Source organism: Streptomyces sp. NPDC007189 (assembly GCF_040703635.1).
In the GTDB taxonomy this organism is placed as follows: Bacteria; Actinomycetota; Actinomycetes; order Streptomycetales; family Streptomycetaceae; genus Streptomyces.
On sequence record NZ_JBEYEY010000013.1, the window covers coordinates 265846 to 283221 of the forward strand.

Genomic DNA, 17376 nt, shown 5'->3' on the forward strand with positions numbered 1-17376 from the left:
GCGCGGGCCGCACTTTCGGATCAGGTCAGCTCAGGCCCTCGATGGTGGTGCGGACCTTGGCGATGATCTCGTCGGGGACGGGCGCGTAGTCGATCGTGGAGAGGATCTTCTGGCCGTCCTCGCTGGCGATGTAGCGCAGGAACGCCTTGGTGGCGGGCAGGGTGTCCGCCTTGTTGCCCTTGTCGCAGACGATCTCGTACGTGACCAGGGTGATCGGGTAGGCGCCGTCGGCCTTGGTCTTGTAGTCGAGCTTCAGCGACAGGTCCTTGCCGGTGCCGATGACCTTGGCGGCCGCGATGTCGGCGGTGGCGGACGCGGTGCTCGGCGCGACCGGCTTGCTGGCGCCGGTGTCGATGGAGACGGCCTTCATGCCGTCCTTGACGTAGGACAGCTCGAAGTAGCCGATGGCGCCGGAGGTCTGCTTGACCTGCTGGGCCACACCCGCGGACTGCGGGGCGGACTGGCCGCCCTTGGCCTGCCAGGCCTTGCCGCCGGAGTACTTCCAGTTGTCCGGGGTGGTGGCGATCAGGTACTTGGTGAAGTTGTCCGTGGTGCCGGACTCGTCCGAGCGGTGGAACGCCTGGATCTTCAGGTCGGGCAGCTTCGCCGACGGGTTCAGCTTCTTGATCGCCTGGTCGTTCCAGTTGGTGATCTTGCTGTCGAAGATCTTGGCGATGGTCGGGGCGTCCAGGACCAGGTTGTCGACGCCCGGCACGTTGTAACCGAGGGCGATCGGGCCGCCGACCATCGGCAGGTCGATGCCCTGGCCGCCGTTGCACACCTTCTTCGAGGCCGTGACCTCTTCGGGCTTCAGCGCGGAGTCGGAGCCGGCGAAGGCGAGCTGGCCCTGGGTGAAGGAGGTGACGCCGGCGCCGGAGCCGCCGCCCTTGTAGTTGATCTGCACGCCGCAGGCCTGGGAGAAGTTCTTGACCCAGGCGTCGATCGCGTTCTTCTGCGCGGAGGAGCCGTCTGCGAGCAGCTGACCCTTGGCGTTGTCGCACTTGATCGAGGAGGCGTTGGTGGCCCCGGACGGCTTGCCCGAGGCGTTGGAACCGCCGCCGTTGTCGTCGGAGCCGCACGCCGTCAGGGCCAGGGCGCCGGTCACGGCGATCGCACCGAGCGACAGGGCGCGCAGCCGGTTCTTGCGCTGAAGCTTCACTTTCGGGAGTTCCTTCCAGGAGCCGCCGCGGTCGGCGGCGTGCGAGGTATGGAGCCAGCGCGGGCGCCACAGGGCCGCGCTCCGCACCGTCACGGCCGAAATTAGGCAGAACAGGTGAAGCCGCCGATGGCCGGAAGTGAACGAGGGGTGAACCCCTGCCGTCGGCCTGGTTAGGTCACGGAATGCTCACGGGGAGAACACATGGAGGTTCCGGCCCCCGGGTTACGCGGACGCGGCATCGACGTTCGGTTCCCTGTGGATGAACTGTTACGAACCAACGCGCCGAAGCGGTCGTCTCACCCCACGACAGGCCAAGGGGGCCTGCGGAAGGGCGACACACGACGATGGGCATGGAACGGCGTACGTTCATCGCGGGCGGCACGGCCGTACTGGCCGCGACCGCACTGACCGGCTGCAGCTCGGGCGCGGGCGGGCCGGCCGCCTCGACGCGCACGGGATCCTCTCCGCTGGCCTCGCTGAAGACCGCGGGCGACAGCGCCGCCGCGAACTGGGCGGCCCTCGCCCGCGACCTGGACGGCACCCTGGTCCGGCCCGGGGACGCCGACTGGAAGACGGCGCACCAGCTGTACAACACCCGCTTCGACGGCCTGAAGCCCGCCGCGGTCGCCTATGCGGCGCACGCCGACGACATCCGCACCACCCTCGCCTACGCCCAGGCGCACGCGATACGCGTGTCCATACGCAACGGCGGCCACTCCTACGCGGGCTACTCCTCCGGCGACAACCGCCTCATCCTCGACGTGTCGAAGCTGAACCGCATCCGCGTCTCCGGCGGGCAGGCGGTGGTCGGCGCCGGCTCCAAGCTGATCGACGTCTACCGGGCGCTGGCCGCGAAGGGCGCGACCATACCCGCCGGCTCCTGCCCCACCGTCGGCGTCTCCGGCCTGGTCCTCGGCGGCGGCCACGGGGTCGCGTCGCGGGCGTACGGCCTGACCTGCGACAGCCTCACCCGGGCGACCCTGATCACCGCGGACGGCACCCAGGTGACGGCCGACGCCAGCAGCCACTCCGACCTGTTCTGGGCGCTGCGCGGCGCCGGCAACGGCAACTTCGGCGTCGTCACCGAGCTGCAGTTCAAGACCCACCCGGCGCCGCAGGCCGTGACGGCGTACCTGACCTGGCCGTGGGCGAAGGCCGCGGCCGTGCTCAAGGCCTGGCAGGAGTGGGGTCCGGGCCAGCCCGACGAGATCTGGTCGTCCCTGCACCTGGAGTGCGCGCCGGGCCGCACCCCCACCGTCTCCGTGGCCTGCTTCTCCCTGGGCACCTACGGCGAGCTGCAGAACGCCGTGGACCGGCTGGCCCACGCGGCCGGCGCGAACGCCTCCTCCGTCAGCCTGCGCCGCCGGGGCTACGAGGAGGCGATGGAGATCTACGCCGGCTGCTCGTCCTTCTCCGCCGACGCCCAGTGCCATCTGCCGGGCCCCACCCCGGGCCGCTCGCCGCAGGGCCGGCTGGACCGGGAGACGTACGCGGCCCGCTCCGACTTCTTCGACCGCTCGCTGTCGGCGGCCGGCATCCAGACGGTGCTGCGGCAGATCGCCTCGGTGCGGGGCGGCGCGGGCAGCATCGCGTTCACGGCCCTCGGCGGCGCGGTCAACCGCGTCTCCCCCACGGCGACGGCCTTCGTCCACCGCCGCTCCCGGATGCTGGCCCAGTACATCGCGTCCTGGAGCGCGGGGGCCTCCGGCGGTACGGCGCAGGCGTGGCTGGACTCGGCCCACAAGGCGATGGCTCCGTACGCCTCGGGGGCGGCGTACCAGAACTACACGGATCCGACGCTGGCGAACTGGAAGAAGGCGTATTACGGGGACGCGGTGACGAGGCTCGGGAAGGTGAAGCAGCAGTACGACCCGCAGAGGTTCTTCTCGTACGCGCAGGGGGTGTAGGGCGGGGTTGGCGGGGGGTGGCGCGGCGATGTGTCCGGCCGCGGGTGCGTGGGGGCTGGTCGCGCAGTTCCCCGCGCCCCTTACGGGGCCGGCTCCGCCGTCGCTGCGGGCAGTCGTGCCGCTGGGACGGCACGGGTGGGCGCAGCGGCACCCCGCGCGCGCGGGCAAGCGAACCCCCGCCGCGGAGAACTACGCCGCCAGGTCCCGTTCCTCGGACTCGGCGGACGTACGCACGCCGGGCAGCAGGGCGTCATGGCGGCCGGACTCAGCAGCGCGCCCCCGTACGAGCCACCCCGCCCTCGGTGAGCGCTCCACCGCGCGCATCAGCGGGGTGAGCAGTGCCATGGCGAGCGGGGACAGCAGGAGGGCGACGGCCGTGCCGAGGGCGAAGCCGCCGACGACGTCCGTCGGATAGTGCACGCCCATGAAGACCCGGCAGAAGCCTTCCAGCAGCGCGAGCCCTATCCCCACGAGGCCGAAGCGGCGGTGGGCGACGAAGAGGCCCACGCCCAGGGCCATGGTGATGGTCGCGTGGTCGCTGACGAAGGAGTAGTCGGTCTTGCCGGAGACCAGGACGTCCAGTCCCTGGTGTTGCACGAAGGGCCGGGGCCGCGCCACGAAGCCCCGGATGGGGACGTTCACCAGCACGGCGATGCCGGCCGCGAGCGGCGCCCACACCAGCGCGGCCACGGAGGGCGCGGCGTCCTCGCCGCCCCGGCGCCGCACGGTCCACCAGCACCACAGCACGAGCAGGACCATGGCGAGCAGCAGGCCGTACTCGCCGACGAACTCCATGGTCCGGTCGAACCAGTGCGGGGCGTCCTTGGCGAGGCCGTTGATGTCGTAGAGCAGGCCGACGTCGGGGTTCGATCCGGATTCGGCGAGTACAGCCATGGTGCTGCGGCCCCTTCGTCGTCTGCCGGACGCACCTCGTGTGCGTCGCTCCTACCCCCGTGGTTCGTAGATCCGCTTCCGCTGCACTGTCGCAACTGCCCGTACTGACGTCCGCTCGGCTACGTCAACAGGAACGCACGGCCCCCATCAATACGTTCCACTCTCCACTGAATGATCACGCAGACGTTATCGAAGAGAGACTCATCACCGCAGCTCAGGGGGTTGGTTCACGCTGGGTCACACGTTCGTGGGGAGCGCTTTTGCGCCATCTTCGGTGACGCGGGTGGCGCCGAAGTAGTCGGGGGTGTCGATGGGGTCGAAGCGGATCACGGCCCCGGTGCGCGGCGCGTCGATCATGTACCCGCCGCCGACGTAGATCCCCACGTGGTGGATGGCCCGCGAGTCGCCCAGGTCGGTGGAGAAGAACACCAGGTCGCCCGGCAGGAGCTGACCGCGCGAGGGGTGCGGCCCGGCGTTGTACTGGTCGTTGGCGACCCGCGGCAGGGTGATCCCGACCTTCGCGTACGCGGCCTGCGTGAGCCCCGAGCAGTCGAACCGCCCGCCCTGCGAGGCCGATCCCTCGCCGCCCCACAGATACGGTGTGCCGAGCTTGCTCTGCGCGAACGCGATGGCGCCGGCGGCCTGTTGGGTGGGGTCGATCCGACGGGCCGGGGCGGCGAAGCTCTGCGCCAGGCTGCGGATCCGCTTGACGTAGTTCTGCGTCTCGCCGATCGGCGGGACGCCGCCGGCCTGTATGACGCGGTAGGCACCGGCGTTGTAGGCGGCGAGCATGTTGTCGGAGACGTTGCCCGGCACGTCCTTCACGTACTTCGCCAGTTCGCAGTCGTAGGAGGCGGCCGACGGGATCGCGTCGGCCGGGTCCCAGATGTCCCGCTTGCCGTCGCCGTTGCCGTCGATGCCGTGGGTGGCCCACGTGCTGGGGATGAACTGGGCGATGCCGCGCGCGTCGGCGGGGCTGACGACGGTCGGGTTCCAGCCGCTCTCCTGGTACAGCTGGGCGGCGAGCAGCGCGGGGGTGAGCGCCGGGCACAGGTTGCCCCACTTCTGCACGAGCGACTTGTAGGCGGTCGGTACGGCGCCCGTCGCCAGCGCCCGGCCACCCGTGCCGAATCCGTTGACGAGGTTCCCGGCGACGACGTACACCCCGATGACGAGCAGCATGACGAAGCCCGTCCCGGCCCCCACGAGGGCGCCCCCGACCACCCACGCCTTACGCACCGTCAACCGCCCCTCGCCACCGGCCAGTCCACCCGGAGCAGTCTAAGAGCGCACGGGCCTGCGGCACGAGAACGCAATACGCCGCTCACAGCGGAATCTCATGCCCCCATGGTGTGCATCCGGCCGAACGGCGTGGGGAGTTGCCCGAGCCGATCCGTGCGGGCGGCCTCGCGGGCCGCGTGGGCGCGCCCGGCCAGGGCTCCGGCAGCCGCTATCTCCGCCCGCTCAGCGGCGCCTTCTTCAGGGACGTCGTGTCCAGCGCCGCGCCGGCCGCCTCCGCGCCGGTGGCCGGCGCCTCGCCGGTGCTGAAGACCCTGTATCTGCGCCGGTTCGCCCAGCGCACGGCCGCGGCGGCGACGGCGAAGGCCAGGACCGAGAAGCCGAAGGTGACGACGGGGGACGGCACGGCCTGTCCGGTGGCGGCGATCCGCTCGCGGACGGTCAGCACCTCGGGCCGGCGGCTGCTCGCCGGACCGCCTGCCGCGCCCGCCGCCTTCCCGTCGCCTGCGCTTCAGGGATCGCCGATCGCGTCCCTGTACAGCTCGGCCGCCTCGGTGCCCAGCACCACGCTGTACGACACGTCGTCGGTCGAGCCGCCCTCCTCGTGGCCGCCGAGGATGCCCACGACCTGGGCGTCACCGTTGATCCAGGGGCTGCCGCTGGTGCCGCCGGCGAAGGACGGGCAGTCGATGCGCTGCTGGGTGCGGCTGTGCGCGACGGGCTTGTTGGTGCACCTGATGGGCACCTCGCGGGAGTCGGGGTAGCCGATGACGGTCACGGCGGTGGCCCCGGTGGCCGTACCGGTGGTGAAGCGGTTGGCGCCCACGACGTCCTCGAGGCGCCTGCCGTCCAGGTTCTCCACAGTGGCGAACGCCAGGTCGCTGTCCTCGTCCTGGTCCTTGGCCCACCCGTCGGGCAGGTAGCGCCCGGTCACCTTCCACACCCCGTACGGCGCCTGTCCGTCCCGGTAGCCCGGCACGAACACCAGGTCGCTGTCGGCGCCGTTCACGCAGTGCGCCGCGGTGACGACGAGGTTGCCCTGCGGGCTGTGCACGACCGACGCCGTGCAGAAGTGACCACCGGCCAGGTCGTCCGCCCGGTCGGCGGCGAACAGCGCGCCGACCCGTGCCGTGTGCCGAGTGGCGACGGCGTCGGCGGTGACCCCGAAGGGGCCCGGGCCGTCGTCGGCGGCCGCGACCGACGCCGAGGTCAGGGCGAGCATCACCACCGCGCCGAGCAACGTGGGGCGCGAGGTGACCCTGATGCGTGAGGTGCGCTTCATCAGTGCTCACTGTCCCCCACGAACGTGAGAATCCGACCGTGACTTATCTGAGATTTTCCTGTGAAACCTCCCGGCACTCCGAGCCGCGTGCGCCGACGCCGGCACCGCTCCGCCCCCCTGACACTCCGGCCACCCACGATTACGCTACGTCACGCCACTGACATCACGAGCCGGCCGGCTTCAGCCCCCACTCGACCCCCGTCAGCTCCTCCGACAGGGTCCACAGGCGCCGGGCCGCCTCCGGGTCGCCGGCCGCCGGGCTGCGGCCGACCAGCGTGGGGGCGCCGCGCATCTCGCCGAGGCCGGAGGGGCCGACGTAGGACGCGCCGGGGAGGTCCTCGGTGGCCGCGTAGAGGGTGGGCAGGGCGCCCGCCCGGTCGCTCTGCGCGAAGATCCTGTTCCCGACGGACAGGAGGGCCCGGGCCAGGGCGCTGGCGTGGTGGCTCTGCAGATTGGTGGACGCGTAGCCGGGGTGGGCGGCGACGGCGCGCACGGGCGAGCCGGCCTCGGCGAGGCGGCGCTGGAGCTCCAGGGTGAACAGGAGATTGGCCAGCTTGGACTGGGAGTAGGCGCGGGTCGGGGTGTAGCGGCCGCGCAGGTTCACGTCCTCGAAGTGGATCACCTTGTCGCCGTAGCGGTGGTAGGCGGAGGACACCGTCACCACCCGGTCCCGCACATACGGCAGGAGCAGGTTGGTCAGCGCGAAGTGCCCCAGGTGGTTGGTGCCGAACTGCATCTCGAAGCCCTGCTTGGTGCGCTGCTCCGGCAGCATCATCACGCCCGCGTTGTTGATCAGCAGGTCCAGCGGGCGGTCCCAGCCGTCCGCGAACTCCCGCACCGAGTCCAGGTCGGCCAGGTCCAGGCGCCGCACCTCGGTGCTGCCGCTCACCTTCGCCGCGGCGGCGCCGCCCCGCGCGAGGTCCCGTACGGCGAACACCACATGCGCTCCGGCGCGGGCGAGTGCCTCGGCGGTGACCAAACCGAGGCCGCTGTTGGCGCCGGTGATCACGGCCGTACGGCCGGTCAGGTCGGGAAGACGGGTCGCGTTCCAGTTGTCAGCCATGCCCCCAAAGTAGACATCGACAACAATGCTGTCAATGACAACATCGAGATACGATGGCCGGCATGCCCCCGTCGCCCGCCAGCCGCCCCTACCACCACGGAGACCTGCGCGCAGCCCTGCTCAAGAGCGCCGAGCGCACCCTGCGCGAGAAGGGCGTCGGCGCGCTCTCGCTGCGCGAGCTGGCCCGGGACGTCGGAGTGAGCCACGCGGCACCCGGCCGGCACTTCAAGGACAAGCAGGCCCTCGTGGACGCCCTCGCGCTGGAGGGGTACGAGCGGCTGAACCGGTCCCTGGGCACCGCCGCCGCACGGCCCGGCCTCACCTTCGAGGGGCGGATGACGGCCCTGGCCCGCGCCTACCTCGGCTTCGCCGTCGACAACCCCGAGCTGCTCGAGCTGATGTTCGCGCGCAAGCACGACCCCGACAGCTCCGACCGGCTCGCCGCGGCCGTCGACCAGTCCTTCGGCTCCCTCACCCGGATGGTCGCGGACGCCCAGGAGCAGGGCGAGATCATCGCCGGCGACCCCGAGCGGATCACCATGGCCGTCGCCGCGAGCCTGCACGGCCTCGCCGCCCTCATCGCCGCCTGCGCCCTCGACGCCGAGGAGACCCTGAGCGGCCTGGACGAACACGTCCACCTGCTGCTGCACGGCCTCAAGCCCCGCTGACGCGCGCCACCGCCCTGCGCGCGGCGCCTGTGCGCCCGGTCAAGCCGCACCCAGCACAGCACCAGCACACCGTCATCGGCCAGCAATCCCCCAACCGCCCCGAGTAAGGCGGAAGTCAGGATTCCGAAAGCCTCTTGTTGCCGCGCACTCAACAAGGCGATGGTCGCCACGGGCCGCCGCCCGCACCGGCCACCCCGTCGGGTCACGGGGAGCCGCCAGGTGAGGGGGACGTGGGGTCCCCTCGGCGGCACGGAAGGAAGACGGGCCACGACAGCCGGCCGCGGCCCGTCTTCCCTGCCCGGACCCCTCGCACCACCGGCGCCCCCGGCCGCGGAGCACGCCTGCCGCGCCGGGGGCCTGGCCATTTCCGGCACCCGTCCCATGAGAACATCGTCCAGACGCCTCACCCGACCGGCCGTCAGAAAACGTGCCAGGTCGCAAGAGAGGACAACGACGGAACCACACGACAGGTTCCGGTCGGACCTCGTTGCCCGGCGTGACCTGCCGTGATACACAGAGTGACCGAACGCGCCATTCGTACGAAACCCGCCAGTCAATGACGTCAAGTCGACATACGCCGGCGGCGTTGTCGGCGACAATGAGGCCTGACCTCTGCACACCGCAGGGGGCCGACGGAACTACCCACCAGGGGCGGTGACTTACATGCTCTTTGCGGCCGACAAGGGAGACATCAACACCATCATCGGCGGAATCGCTCCGGACTGGGGGCCCTTCGGCAGCCTGGGCAACGAGGCCAAGGTGATGATCGAGGTGGTCATGGCCGTGGCCATCCTGCTGTGCCTCGGCATCGCGGTCTGGGGCGCGGCCAAACAGCGCATCGGCGCCACGGCCCTGCGCGACACCTTCAGCGCCGAACAGGGCAAGGGCCTGATCATCGCCGGCCTGACCGGGGTCTTCATCATCGGCTCCCTCGGCACCCTGTTCACGATCGTGTACGGCATGGCGGTCTGAGTCCCCGAAGGTTGCGTCTCCCTGATGTCGAGTCACCAGACCGCGCCCGCGCGGCAACCAGCACGGCTACCGTCGTACGCCTACGAGGGTGAGGGAGCGCGCACGCCATGACCTCCGGAGACGAGCAGGCCTACAGCGACTACGACGACACCGGCCACACCCGCACCCGCCTCCCCGAAACCGACCCCTACGGCGGCGCCCCCCGCCGAACCCCCCACCGCTCCTCCTCCCGCAGCCTGGTCACCGTGGTCGGAGTGGTGGTCCTCCTCATCGCAGCGATCGCTTTCGCCAACAGGGGGGACGGGTCGTCGTCCGACGGTTCGACGACGAAGGGCTCCCAGCCGCACACGTCATCCACCGCCGCCACGGGAACCCGACCGGTGAACACGAAGACCAGCGGCATCCCCTCGGGCTTCGCCCATACGGAGCAGGGGGCGGAGAGCGCGGCGGCGAACTACGCGGTGGCGTTGGGTTCGGCCGAGATGTTCAACACCGCGCGAAGGCACGAGATCGTCAACGCGGTCTACGCCCCGGATGTCGCGGCAGCCCGGCAATCGGCGTTGGACAGCGCGTACTCCAGCCAGCAGTTCCTCTCCAACATCGGCCTGACCAAGGATGGAACACCGCCGCAGGGTCAGACCTTCGTATCGCGCGTCATTCCCGTCGGCACCAAAGTGACGGCGTCTGGAGCGGACACCAACAAGGTCGAGGTTTGGTACACCTCGCTCTTCGGTCTCTCTGGCGACGCCTCGACGAACCCGGTCACAGAGAGCTGGTACACCACGACGTACCAGCTGAAGTGGGTCGACAACGACTGGAAGATCACCGACTTCCAGCAGAAGGACGGCCCTGTACCCGTGGGCCGCGACCAAAAGGCATCCACTGCCGAGGACATGACGAAGGCCGTCGAGGAGTACGGAGGGTTCACGTATGCCCGCTAACCGCCGCACCCTCAGGATCGCGTCGGTCCTTGCAGCCGTGCAGACCACCGCGGTGTTGCTCGCCACCCGCGCCGTCGCCGCGCCCTCGCCGACCCCGACGAAGAGCAACGATCCCTGCGACCTGATCCGAGGCCCCGCCAAGCAGTTCTGCAACAAGGACGGCGGCTCCGGCGGCGGCACCGGATCCACCCCCGACAACCCCCTCACCGACACCCTCGACCCCCTCTCCTCGCTCGCCAAGGGCTGTGCCAACGCCGCCTCCTGGACCATCGGCAAGCTCAGTCACGCCGTGAAGGACACCGCCAACGTCGACTTCACCAACCCCAAGTTCCTGCAGCAGTACGCCATCGTGTTCGCCGCGTCCACGATCCTCACGCTGCTGCTGTGGCTCCTCGCCGTCGCCAAGCGCGCGGTGCGCGGCGTGCCGTTGACCACCGCCATCTCGGAAGCCGTCGGCTTCCTGTGGCTGACGGTGCTGGCGTCCGCGTTCACCCCGCTGATCCTCTACACCGTCGTGTCCGCGACCGACGGAGTGACCGACGTCCTCGCCAAGGCCACCGGCGACCAGGCCGACACGTTCTTCGGCACCTTCTCCGGCGCCCTCGGCAAGGGCACCGACATCGGCGGCGGCCCGATCATGCTGATCGTCGTCTCCCTGGTCAGCATCCTCGCCGCCGGCGTCCTCTGGCTGGAGCTGGTCATCAGGGCCGCGCTCCTCTACGTCGGCGCCCTCCTCGGAACCGTCGTCTACGCGGGGCTCGTGGACAAGAACCTGTGGGGGCACGTGCGACGCTGGGCGGGCATCATGATCGCCGTCATCCTCGTGAAGCCCGTCATCGTCATCGTGCTCGGGCTCGCCGGCGCGCTCTCCACCGGCAACGGCCCCGACGCCTTCTCCGCCGTCGTCTCCGGCCTCGCCATCATCCTGCTCGCCATCTTCGCCAGCGCGATGATCTACCGCTTCGTCCCCGGCTTCGGCGACGAGATCGCCAACGGCCGCAACAACCGCATCATGCAGGGCGCCGAGTCCAAGGCCGCCGCCGTCATCAGCTCCCCCGCCACCCTCGTCGCCCAGGGCATCAAGACCCACAGCACCCGCGCCGACAGCAACGGCGCGGCAGGCGGGCAGAGCAGCACCCCCCGCCCCGCCAACCCCGCCACCGGCGGCGTCGCCGCGCACAGCAGCCGTACCCCCACCGGCGGCGGAGCCGTCCCCTCCGCCACACCCGCGCCCCGCGCGCCCAGCCCGGCCAGCCCCGCCAACACCCCGCACGCCAGCAACACCCGCAACATCAACCGCACGGGAGGTGAAGGGCGTTGACGACCGAGTCCCACCTGTCCCATCCGGTCACGCCCCGCCGTACGTATCTCATCGGCCGTGCCCGGCCGAACGCGATCATCGGCCGGAACCGCGAGTCCGGCGAGATCGCGCTGATCATCGCGGGCGCGTTCCTCGGCATGATGTGCGGCCTCGTCGTCCCGGTGCTCTCCCTGCGCATCGTGCTGCTGATGGGCTTCCCGCTGCTCGCGCTCGCCGCGGTCTACGTGCCGTACAAGCGCCGCACCTTCTACAAGTGGTTCGAGATCAACCGCAGCTACAAACGCACCATCAAGGGCGGCACCGCCGTCTACCGGTCCGGCGTCATGGAGGCGGGCACCCGGCTCGACGGACGCGAGGTCGAGATCGGGCCCCCGCCCGGCATCGGCCGGATCAACTGGCTCGCCGCCCCCTTCGGGCCCGACGAGATCGCCGTACTCCTGCACGCCGACCGCAAGACCGTCACCGCCTGCATCGAGATCGAGGGCCCCGGCGTCGGCCTGCGCGACTCCGAGGACCAGGAAGCCCTCGTCGACCGCTTCGGCACGCTGCTCAAGCACGTCGCCAACGGAGACGGCTTCGTCACCCGCCTGCAGATGCTCGCCCGCACCCTGCCCGCCGACCCCGACGCGCACGCCAAGGACGTCGCCCAGCGCGGCGACCCCCGCGCCCCCGGCTGGCTCCAGCAGTCGTACGACCAGCTGCAGTCCATGGTGTCCACCAGCAGCGAGCAGCACCGCGCCTACCTCGTCGCCTGCATGCACTACAACCGCGAACTCGCCGCCGAGGCACAGGCCATGGCCCGCGCCGTCCGCGCCCGCGGCGGCAAGGTCGACCGGGACGCGGGCCTCGCCGTCGTCATGGCCCGCGAGCTGACCGACATCTGCTCCCGGCTCCAGGAGGCCGACATCCGGGTACGGCAGCCCCTGGGACAGAGCCGGCTCGCCTCCCTCATCCACGCCATGTACGACCCGGACCACCCCATCGACCACATCCAGGCCATGACCAAGCGCAACGCCTGGCCGGCCGAGCTGGACGCCATGGAGCCCACCTACCTCCAGGCCAAGACCCGCGAGTCCACCACCCGCGCCCCCTGGTGCCACGCCACGGCCTGGGTGAAGGAGTGGCCGATGACCCCGGTGGGCGTCAACTTCCTCGCCCCCCTCCTCGTCCACACCCCGGACGTCATCCGAACGGTCGCCGTGACGATGGATCTCGAGCCCACCGAGGTAGCCATCGAACGCATGCTGACCGAGAAGACCAACGACGAGGCCGAGGCCTCCCGCGCCGCCAAGATGAACCGCACCGTCGACCCGCGCGACGTCGCCGCCCACAACCGCCTCGACCAGCGCGGCGAGGACCTCGCCAGCGGCGCGGCCGGCGTCAACCTCGTCGGCTACATCACCGTCTCCTCCCGCAACCCGGACGCCCTCGCCCGCGACAAGCGGACGATAAGGGCCTCCGCCGGCAAGTCGTACCTCAAGCTGGAGTGGTGCGACCGAGAGCACCACCGCGCCTTCGTGAACACACTTCCCTTCGCCACCGGCATCCGAAGGTAGGGGCTGATTCGCCGATGCGGGATCCGCTGTCCGTCCTCACCGACGCCTTCACCTCCTTCCTCTTCGGGAAGGTCGAGACCACCCGGCTGCCGGTGCGCACCTCCACCGGCCAGGCCCAGGCGGTCTACCTGCCCACGGCCGCGCCCGGCCTCGGCGACTCCGGCGTCATCATCGGCCGCGAGGTGTACTCCGGGAAGGGCTACATCTACGACCCCTTCCAGCTGTACGGCCAGCAGCTCCCGGCCCCCCACTGGCTGGTCCTCGGCGAGTCCGGCAACGGCAAGTCGGCCCTGGAGAAGACCTACGTCCTGCGCCAGCTGCGCTTCAAGGACCGCCAGGTCGTCGTCCTGGACGCCCAGGGCGAGGACGGCGTCGGCGAGTGGAACCTCATCGCCGAGGAGCTGGGGATAACGCCGATCCGGCTGGACCCCACGGCCGCCCTGAACCACGGGATCCGGCTCAACCCCCTCGATCCGGCGATCACCACCACCGGCCAGCTCGCGCTGCTCCGGACCATCATCGAGGTCGCGATGGGGCACGGGCTGGACGAGCGGTCCGGCTTCGCGCTGAAGGTCGCCCACTCCTACGTCAACGAGTCGATCCTGGACCGCCAGCCGGTCCTCTCCGACATCGTCGAGCAGCTACGGCACCCCGAGCCCGAGTCGGCCGAGGCGATGAACGTCGCCATAGACGACGTACGCGCCTGGGGCCTCGACGTCGCGCTCGTCCTGGACCGGCTGGTCGACGGTGACCTGCGGGGCATGTTCGACGGCCCCACGACCGTCGGCATCGACCTGGACGCCCCGCTGATCGTCTTCGACCTCTCCCACATCGACCGCAACTCCATCGCCATGCCCATCCTCATGGCGATCGTCGGCGTGTGGCTGGAGCACACCTGGATCCGCCCCGACCGGAAGAAGCGCATCTTCCTGGTCGAGGAGGCCTGGCACATCATCAACAGCCCGTTCGTGGCCCAGCTGTTCCAGCGCCTGCTGAAGTTCGGCCGCCGGCTGGGTCTGTCGTTCGTCGCCGTCGTCCACCATCTGTCCGACGTGGTCGACGGCGCGGCGGCCAAGGAGGCGGCCGCCATCCTCAAGATGGCGTCCACCCGGACGATCTACGCCCAGAAGGCGGACGAGGCACGGGCCACCGGCCGGGTGCTGGGTTTGCCGAGGTGGGCCGTGGAAATCATCCCGACACTGACGCCCGGCATCGCCGTATGGGACGTCAACGGCAATGTCCAGGTGGTCAAACACCTGGTCACGGAGACGGAACGCCCGCTGGTCTTCACCGACCGCGCGATGACCGAGTCCTCCAGCGACCTCGCGGCCGACGACGCCCTGCGCGCCGCCGAGCTGGAGGCCGAGCAGCGGGCCGCGGCCTTCGTGGAACAGCATCTGGGCGACTCCGAGTCGACGGTGGCCTAGGGCAGGCAGGGACTTCAGGCACGGCAGGGGAGGAACGGGTGAGACCGGACGCTCGCGACCGCCGCGAGGACCGCCGGGAGGGCCAGGGCGGCATCCCCGACGGCCTCCTGGTCGGCATACTCGCGTTCCTCCTCGGCATGACCGTGCTGGTGTGGACGGCCACCGGCCTCGCGGCCCTCTTCGCCAAGGGCGCCTGGCCGCACGGCGTCACCTTCACCCGCACCCCCCTGGCCATGCGTCACCTCATCGGCGAACCCCATGACATCACCGGCGCCTGGCCCGACACCCCGGCGTCCCAGCTCTCCGGCTGGGGCCTGTTCTGGGGCCTGTTCATCGGCCAGCTGATGATCCTGTTCGTCCTCACCGTCTTCGTGATGGGCGTGGTGGCCAGATGGCGGGCGGGCAGAGCGCGCGCACGGGCCCACAGGACGATGCCGGCGGCGCCGGAACAGCGGCACGAGGTACTGCTGCCGCGTACGGAACCCCAGCCGACCGAGCCCGTCCCGGCACCGCAGCAGCCCACGACGACCACGCCGGATCCGGCGCCTCGGCCCACGGTGGCCGAGCCGCGTCCGGTGCCGCAGACGCCGTTGGCGCAGTTGTCGGCGGACGGTGGGCCGGTGGTCGGTGACCCGGTGGGTGGCGGTCCGGCGGGCGGTGGTCCGGTGGTCGGTGACCCGGTGGGCGGGTGGGAGAAAGTCATCGTGGCTCCCAGGGAGACCCGCCAGACGGCCGCTGCCCAGGCCGTGCGCGACGCGGAAGGCCCCGCCCTGGTCGTCACCTCGAACCCCGCCCTCTGGTCCGAGACGAAGGACGCCAGAGCCAAACTCGGCCCCACCGTCCTCTACGACCCCGCCCACCTCTGCGACACCCCGGCCCGTCTGCACTGGTCCCCCACCATCGGCTGCGAGGACAAGCAGACGGCCGTGCACCGGGCCACCGCCCTGCTCACCCCGGTCCAGCCCACGGCCAGGATCGACCAGGCGGTCGCCGACACCGCGCTCACCCTCCTGCGCAGCTACCTCCACGCCGCCGCCCTGGAGAACCGCACCATCCGTCACGTGCACCGCTGGTCCCAGGGCAGCCAGATCCAGGACGCCGTACGCACCCTGCGCACCCACCCCAAGGCCGCCCCCGGCGCCGCCGGCGAGCTCGAGGCCGCGCTCACCGCCCACCCCGAACGCCGCGACATCGCACAGGAGTTGACCAGCCGCGCGCTGTCCGCGCTGTCCACGGTCAACATCCGCGAGGCATGCACCCCAAACCGAACTGATGCGCTCGCCTTGGATTCCTTCGTGCACGAAGGGGGCACGCTTTATGTGGTCGGTGAATCCATCGAGGACCCCAGGAGCAATCCCGGCGCGATGCCGCTGCTGACGGCCCTCGTCTCGAGCGTGGTCGAGCGCGGCCGGCGCATGGCCGAACGGTCATCCTCCGGTCGGCTCGACCCACCACTCACGCTCGTCCTGGACGACGTCGCGGCCGTAGCCCCGCTCCCCCAGCTCCCGGACCTGCTCGCCACCGGCGCCGACCAGGGTCTGCCGACCCTCGCCCTGCTCCGCTCCCGCGAACAGGCCCGCACCCGCTGGCCCCATCAGGAGCTACCGGTCTAGGACGGCCACCGGAGCACGAACTCGACCTCGCTCTGTGAGGCGTCCCGCACGAACGGCACGATCACGCCGCTCGGCACGAACCCCGCCTTGCGGTAGGCGCCCTGGGCCCGCTCGTTGTCCTGGTGCACCAGCAGCCGCACCCGCTCGGCGGCCCGCTCCCGCGCCCACTCCACACCGGCGTCGAGCAAGGTCTTGATCAGTCCGTTCCCGCGGTGCTCGGGCCGGACGTAGACCCCGACCACATGCCCCTGCCGGCACTCGACGGGATACCCGGCCCAGTCCTTGGTCCCGGGCTCCTCCATGAGCACGGTGATCGAGCCGGCCCAGCTCCCGTCGGGCGTCTCGGCGACGAACTGCCGGGCCGTGGTGGATCCCTCACCGGATCCGGTCGCACGGTCCTGCCAGAAGGCGTCCGCCCGCGCCGCGCCCTCCTCGTACGTCTCCAGGAAGGCGAGGTGCGCGATCGGGTCCCGGAGCGCGTCCAGCCGCAGTTCCTTCACTCGGGGCCAGTCGTCCGGTCGTATGGCGCGGATGACGTAGTCACCGCTGGTCGAGGTGCTCATGAGGGCCACCGTAGTGCGGGCGGTTGTCAGCGGCACCCCATATTGTGGCCGCCATGACAACACTGTCCGAACGCCCGCACACCGCGCTGCTGGTCATCGACGTCCAGAACGGTGTGATGGCACCGAGTTCGCCGCACCGCGAGGACGTCATCGCCAACATCCGCACCCTGGTCGACAAGGCGCGCGCCGCGGGGACGCCGGTGATCTGGGTGCAGCACCAGGACGAGGAGCTGGTGCCGGGCACCGAGAGCTGGGAGTACGTCCCCGAGCTGAAGCGCCTCGACTCCGAGCCCCTCGTCGCCAAGCGCTACGGGGACTCCTTCGAGGACACCGGCCTGGAGTCCGTCCTGGCGGAGCGCGCGGTGGGGCATCTCCTCGTCGCGGGCGCCCAGACCGACTTCTGCATCCGCTCGACCCTGCACGGCGCTCTCACGCGGGGCTACGACGCGACGCTGGTCGCCGACGCGCATACGACGGAGGACCTCACGGAGTACGGAGCGCCGGCCCCGGAGCAGGTCATCGCCCACACGAACCTGTACTGGAGCGGCCAGCACGCACCGGGCCGCCGGGGCGGGACGGTGAAGACCGCGGAGGTGAGCTTCTGAGAAACGCGTCCTGGGAACGCCCCCTGGAAATGCAGAAAGGCCCACGCCATCCGGCGTGGGCCTTTCCCAAAAATTGTTCGGCGGTGTCCTACTCTCCCACAGGGTCCCCCCTGCAGTACCATCGGCGCTGTAAGGCTTAGCTTCCGGGTTCGGAATGTAACCGGGC

Annotated in this window: 16 protein-coding genes and 1 rRNA gene; 9 read left to right on the top strand and 8 right to left on the bottom strand. The window is 70.7% G+C overall.

The genetic code is table 11. The annotated features are described in order from the left end of the window. Positions 1-25 precede the first annotated feature (25 nt). A complete protein-coding gene (pstS, locus tag AB0950_RS26250) occupies positions 26-1159 on the bottom strand; it encodes a phosphate ABC transporter substrate-binding protein PstS (RefSeq protein ID WP_360160105.1) in 1134 nt (377 codons plus the stop codon). Positions 1160-1509: 350 nt separating this feature from the next. Here pstS and AB0950_RS26255 point away from each other — a divergent pair, with 350 nt between their 5' ends. Next, on the top strand, positions 1510-3066 hold the full coding sequence (locus AB0950_RS26255; protein WP_360160085.1) for an FAD-binding oxidoreductase: 1557 nt from the start codon (positions 1510-1512) through the stop codon (positions 3064-3066). A gap of 189 nt (positions 3067-3255) precedes the next feature. Here the strand turns inward: AB0950_RS26255 and AB0950_RS26260 are convergent, their stop codons facing one another. The 5 genes from AB0950_RS26260 to AB0950_RS26280 form a co-directional block, all read right to left on the bottom strand. After that, positions 3256-3960, bottom strand: a complete 705-nt coding sequence (locus AB0950_RS26260) for a phosphatase PAP2 family protein (RefSeq protein WP_366779534.1) — start codon at positions 3958-3960, stop codon at positions 3256-3258. A 237-nt stretch (positions 3961-4197) separates the two neighbouring features. Further along, positions 4198-5205, bottom strand: coding sequence for a bifunctional lytic transglycosylase/C40 family peptidase (locus tag AB0950_RS26265; RefSeq protein WP_360160087.1), 1008 nt, complete (start codon positions 5203-5205; stop codon positions 4198-4200). Positions 5206-5410: 205 nt separating this feature from the next. Then, positions 5411-5647: a hypothetical protein gene (locus AB0950_RS26270; protein ID WP_360160088.1), complete on the bottom strand. Its 237-nt coding sequence runs from the start codon at positions 5645-5647 to the stop codon at positions 5411-5413. A 63-nt stretch (positions 5648-5710) separates the two neighbouring features. Next, positions 5711-6481, bottom strand: coding sequence for a trypsin-like peptidase domain-containing protein (locus tag AB0950_RS26275; RefSeq protein ID WP_366779535.1), 771 nt, complete (start codon positions 6479-6481; stop codon positions 5711-5713). A 163-nt stretch (positions 6482-6644) separates the two neighbouring features. Then, positions 6645-7544, bottom strand: a complete 900-nt coding sequence (locus AB0950_RS26280; protein ID WP_360160090.1) for an oxidoreductase — start codon at positions 7542-7544, stop codon at positions 6645-6647. 62 nt (positions 7545-7606) lie between these two features. On the opposite strand from AB0950_RS26280, the gene AB0950_RS26285 reads away from it, so the two are divergent. From AB0950_RS26285 to AB0950_RS26315, 7 genes are all read left to right on the top strand, one after another. Further along, positions 7607-8212, top strand: coding sequence for a TetR/AcrR family transcriptional regulator (locus tag AB0950_RS26285; protein WP_360160091.1), 606 nt, complete (start codon positions 7607-7609; stop codon positions 8210-8212). 663 nt (positions 8213-8875) lie between these two features. Beyond that, on the top strand, positions 8876-9184 hold the full coding sequence (locus tag AB0950_RS26290; RefSeq protein WP_014673544.1) for a hypothetical protein: 309 nt from the start codon (positions 8876-8878) through the stop codon (positions 9182-9184). 107 nt (positions 9185-9291) lie between these two features. Next, complete coding sequence (locus AB0950_RS26295) at positions 9292-10125, top strand: hypothetical protein (protein WP_360160092.1); 834 nt, start codon at positions 9292-9294, stop codon at positions 10123-10125. Further along, positions 10115-11446, top strand: a complete 1332-nt coding sequence (locus tag AB0950_RS26300) for a hypothetical protein (protein ID WP_360160093.1) — start codon at positions 10115-10117, stop codon at positions 11444-11446. The genes AB0950_RS26295 and AB0950_RS26300 overlap by 11 nt, the downstream gene beginning before the upstream one ends. Further along, positions 11443-13002: an SCO6880 family protein gene (locus tag AB0950_RS26305; protein ID WP_366779536.1), complete on the top strand. Its 1560-nt coding sequence runs from the start codon at positions 11443-11445 to the stop codon at positions 13000-13002. The genes AB0950_RS26300 and AB0950_RS26305 overlap by 4 nt, the downstream gene beginning before the upstream one ends. Before the next feature lie 14 nt (positions 13003-13016). Further along, the gene (locus tag AB0950_RS26310) at positions 13017-14429 is read left to right on the top strand and encodes an ATP-binding protein (RefSeq protein WP_360160095.1); all 1413 of its coding nucleotides are present in this window, start codon (positions 13017-13019) and stop codon (positions 14427-14429) included. A gap of 38 nt (positions 14430-14467) precedes the next feature. After that, on the top strand, positions 14468-16042 hold the full coding sequence (locus AB0950_RS26315) for a type IV secretory system conjugative DNA transfer family protein (RefSeq protein ID WP_366779537.1): 1575 nt from the start codon (positions 14468-14470) through the stop codon (positions 16040-16042). Here AB0950_RS26315 and AB0950_RS26320 read toward each other — a convergent pair. Further along, entirely contained in the window at positions 16039-16605 is a 567-nt protein-coding gene (locus AB0950_RS26320) for a GNAT family N-acetyltransferase (protein ID WP_360575276.1), read from the bottom strand. The genes AB0950_RS26315 and AB0950_RS26320 overlap by 4 nt on opposite strands. A gap of 53 nt (positions 16606-16658) precedes the next feature. Here AB0950_RS26320 and AB0950_RS26325 point away from each other — a divergent pair, with 53 nt between their 5' ends. Next, positions 16659-17210 carry a cysteine hydrolase family protein gene (locus AB0950_RS26325; protein WP_360160098.1) on the top strand — a complete coding sequence of 184 codons (552 nt, stop codon included), beginning with the start codon at positions 16659-16661 and terminating at the stop codon, positions 17208-17210. Positions 17211-17285: 75 nt separating this feature from the next. On the opposite strand, the gene rrf is transcribed toward AB0950_RS26325, so the two are convergent. Further along, positions 17286-17376, bottom strand: a 5S ribosomal RNA gene (gene rrf / locus AB0950_RS26330); the annotation flags it as partial.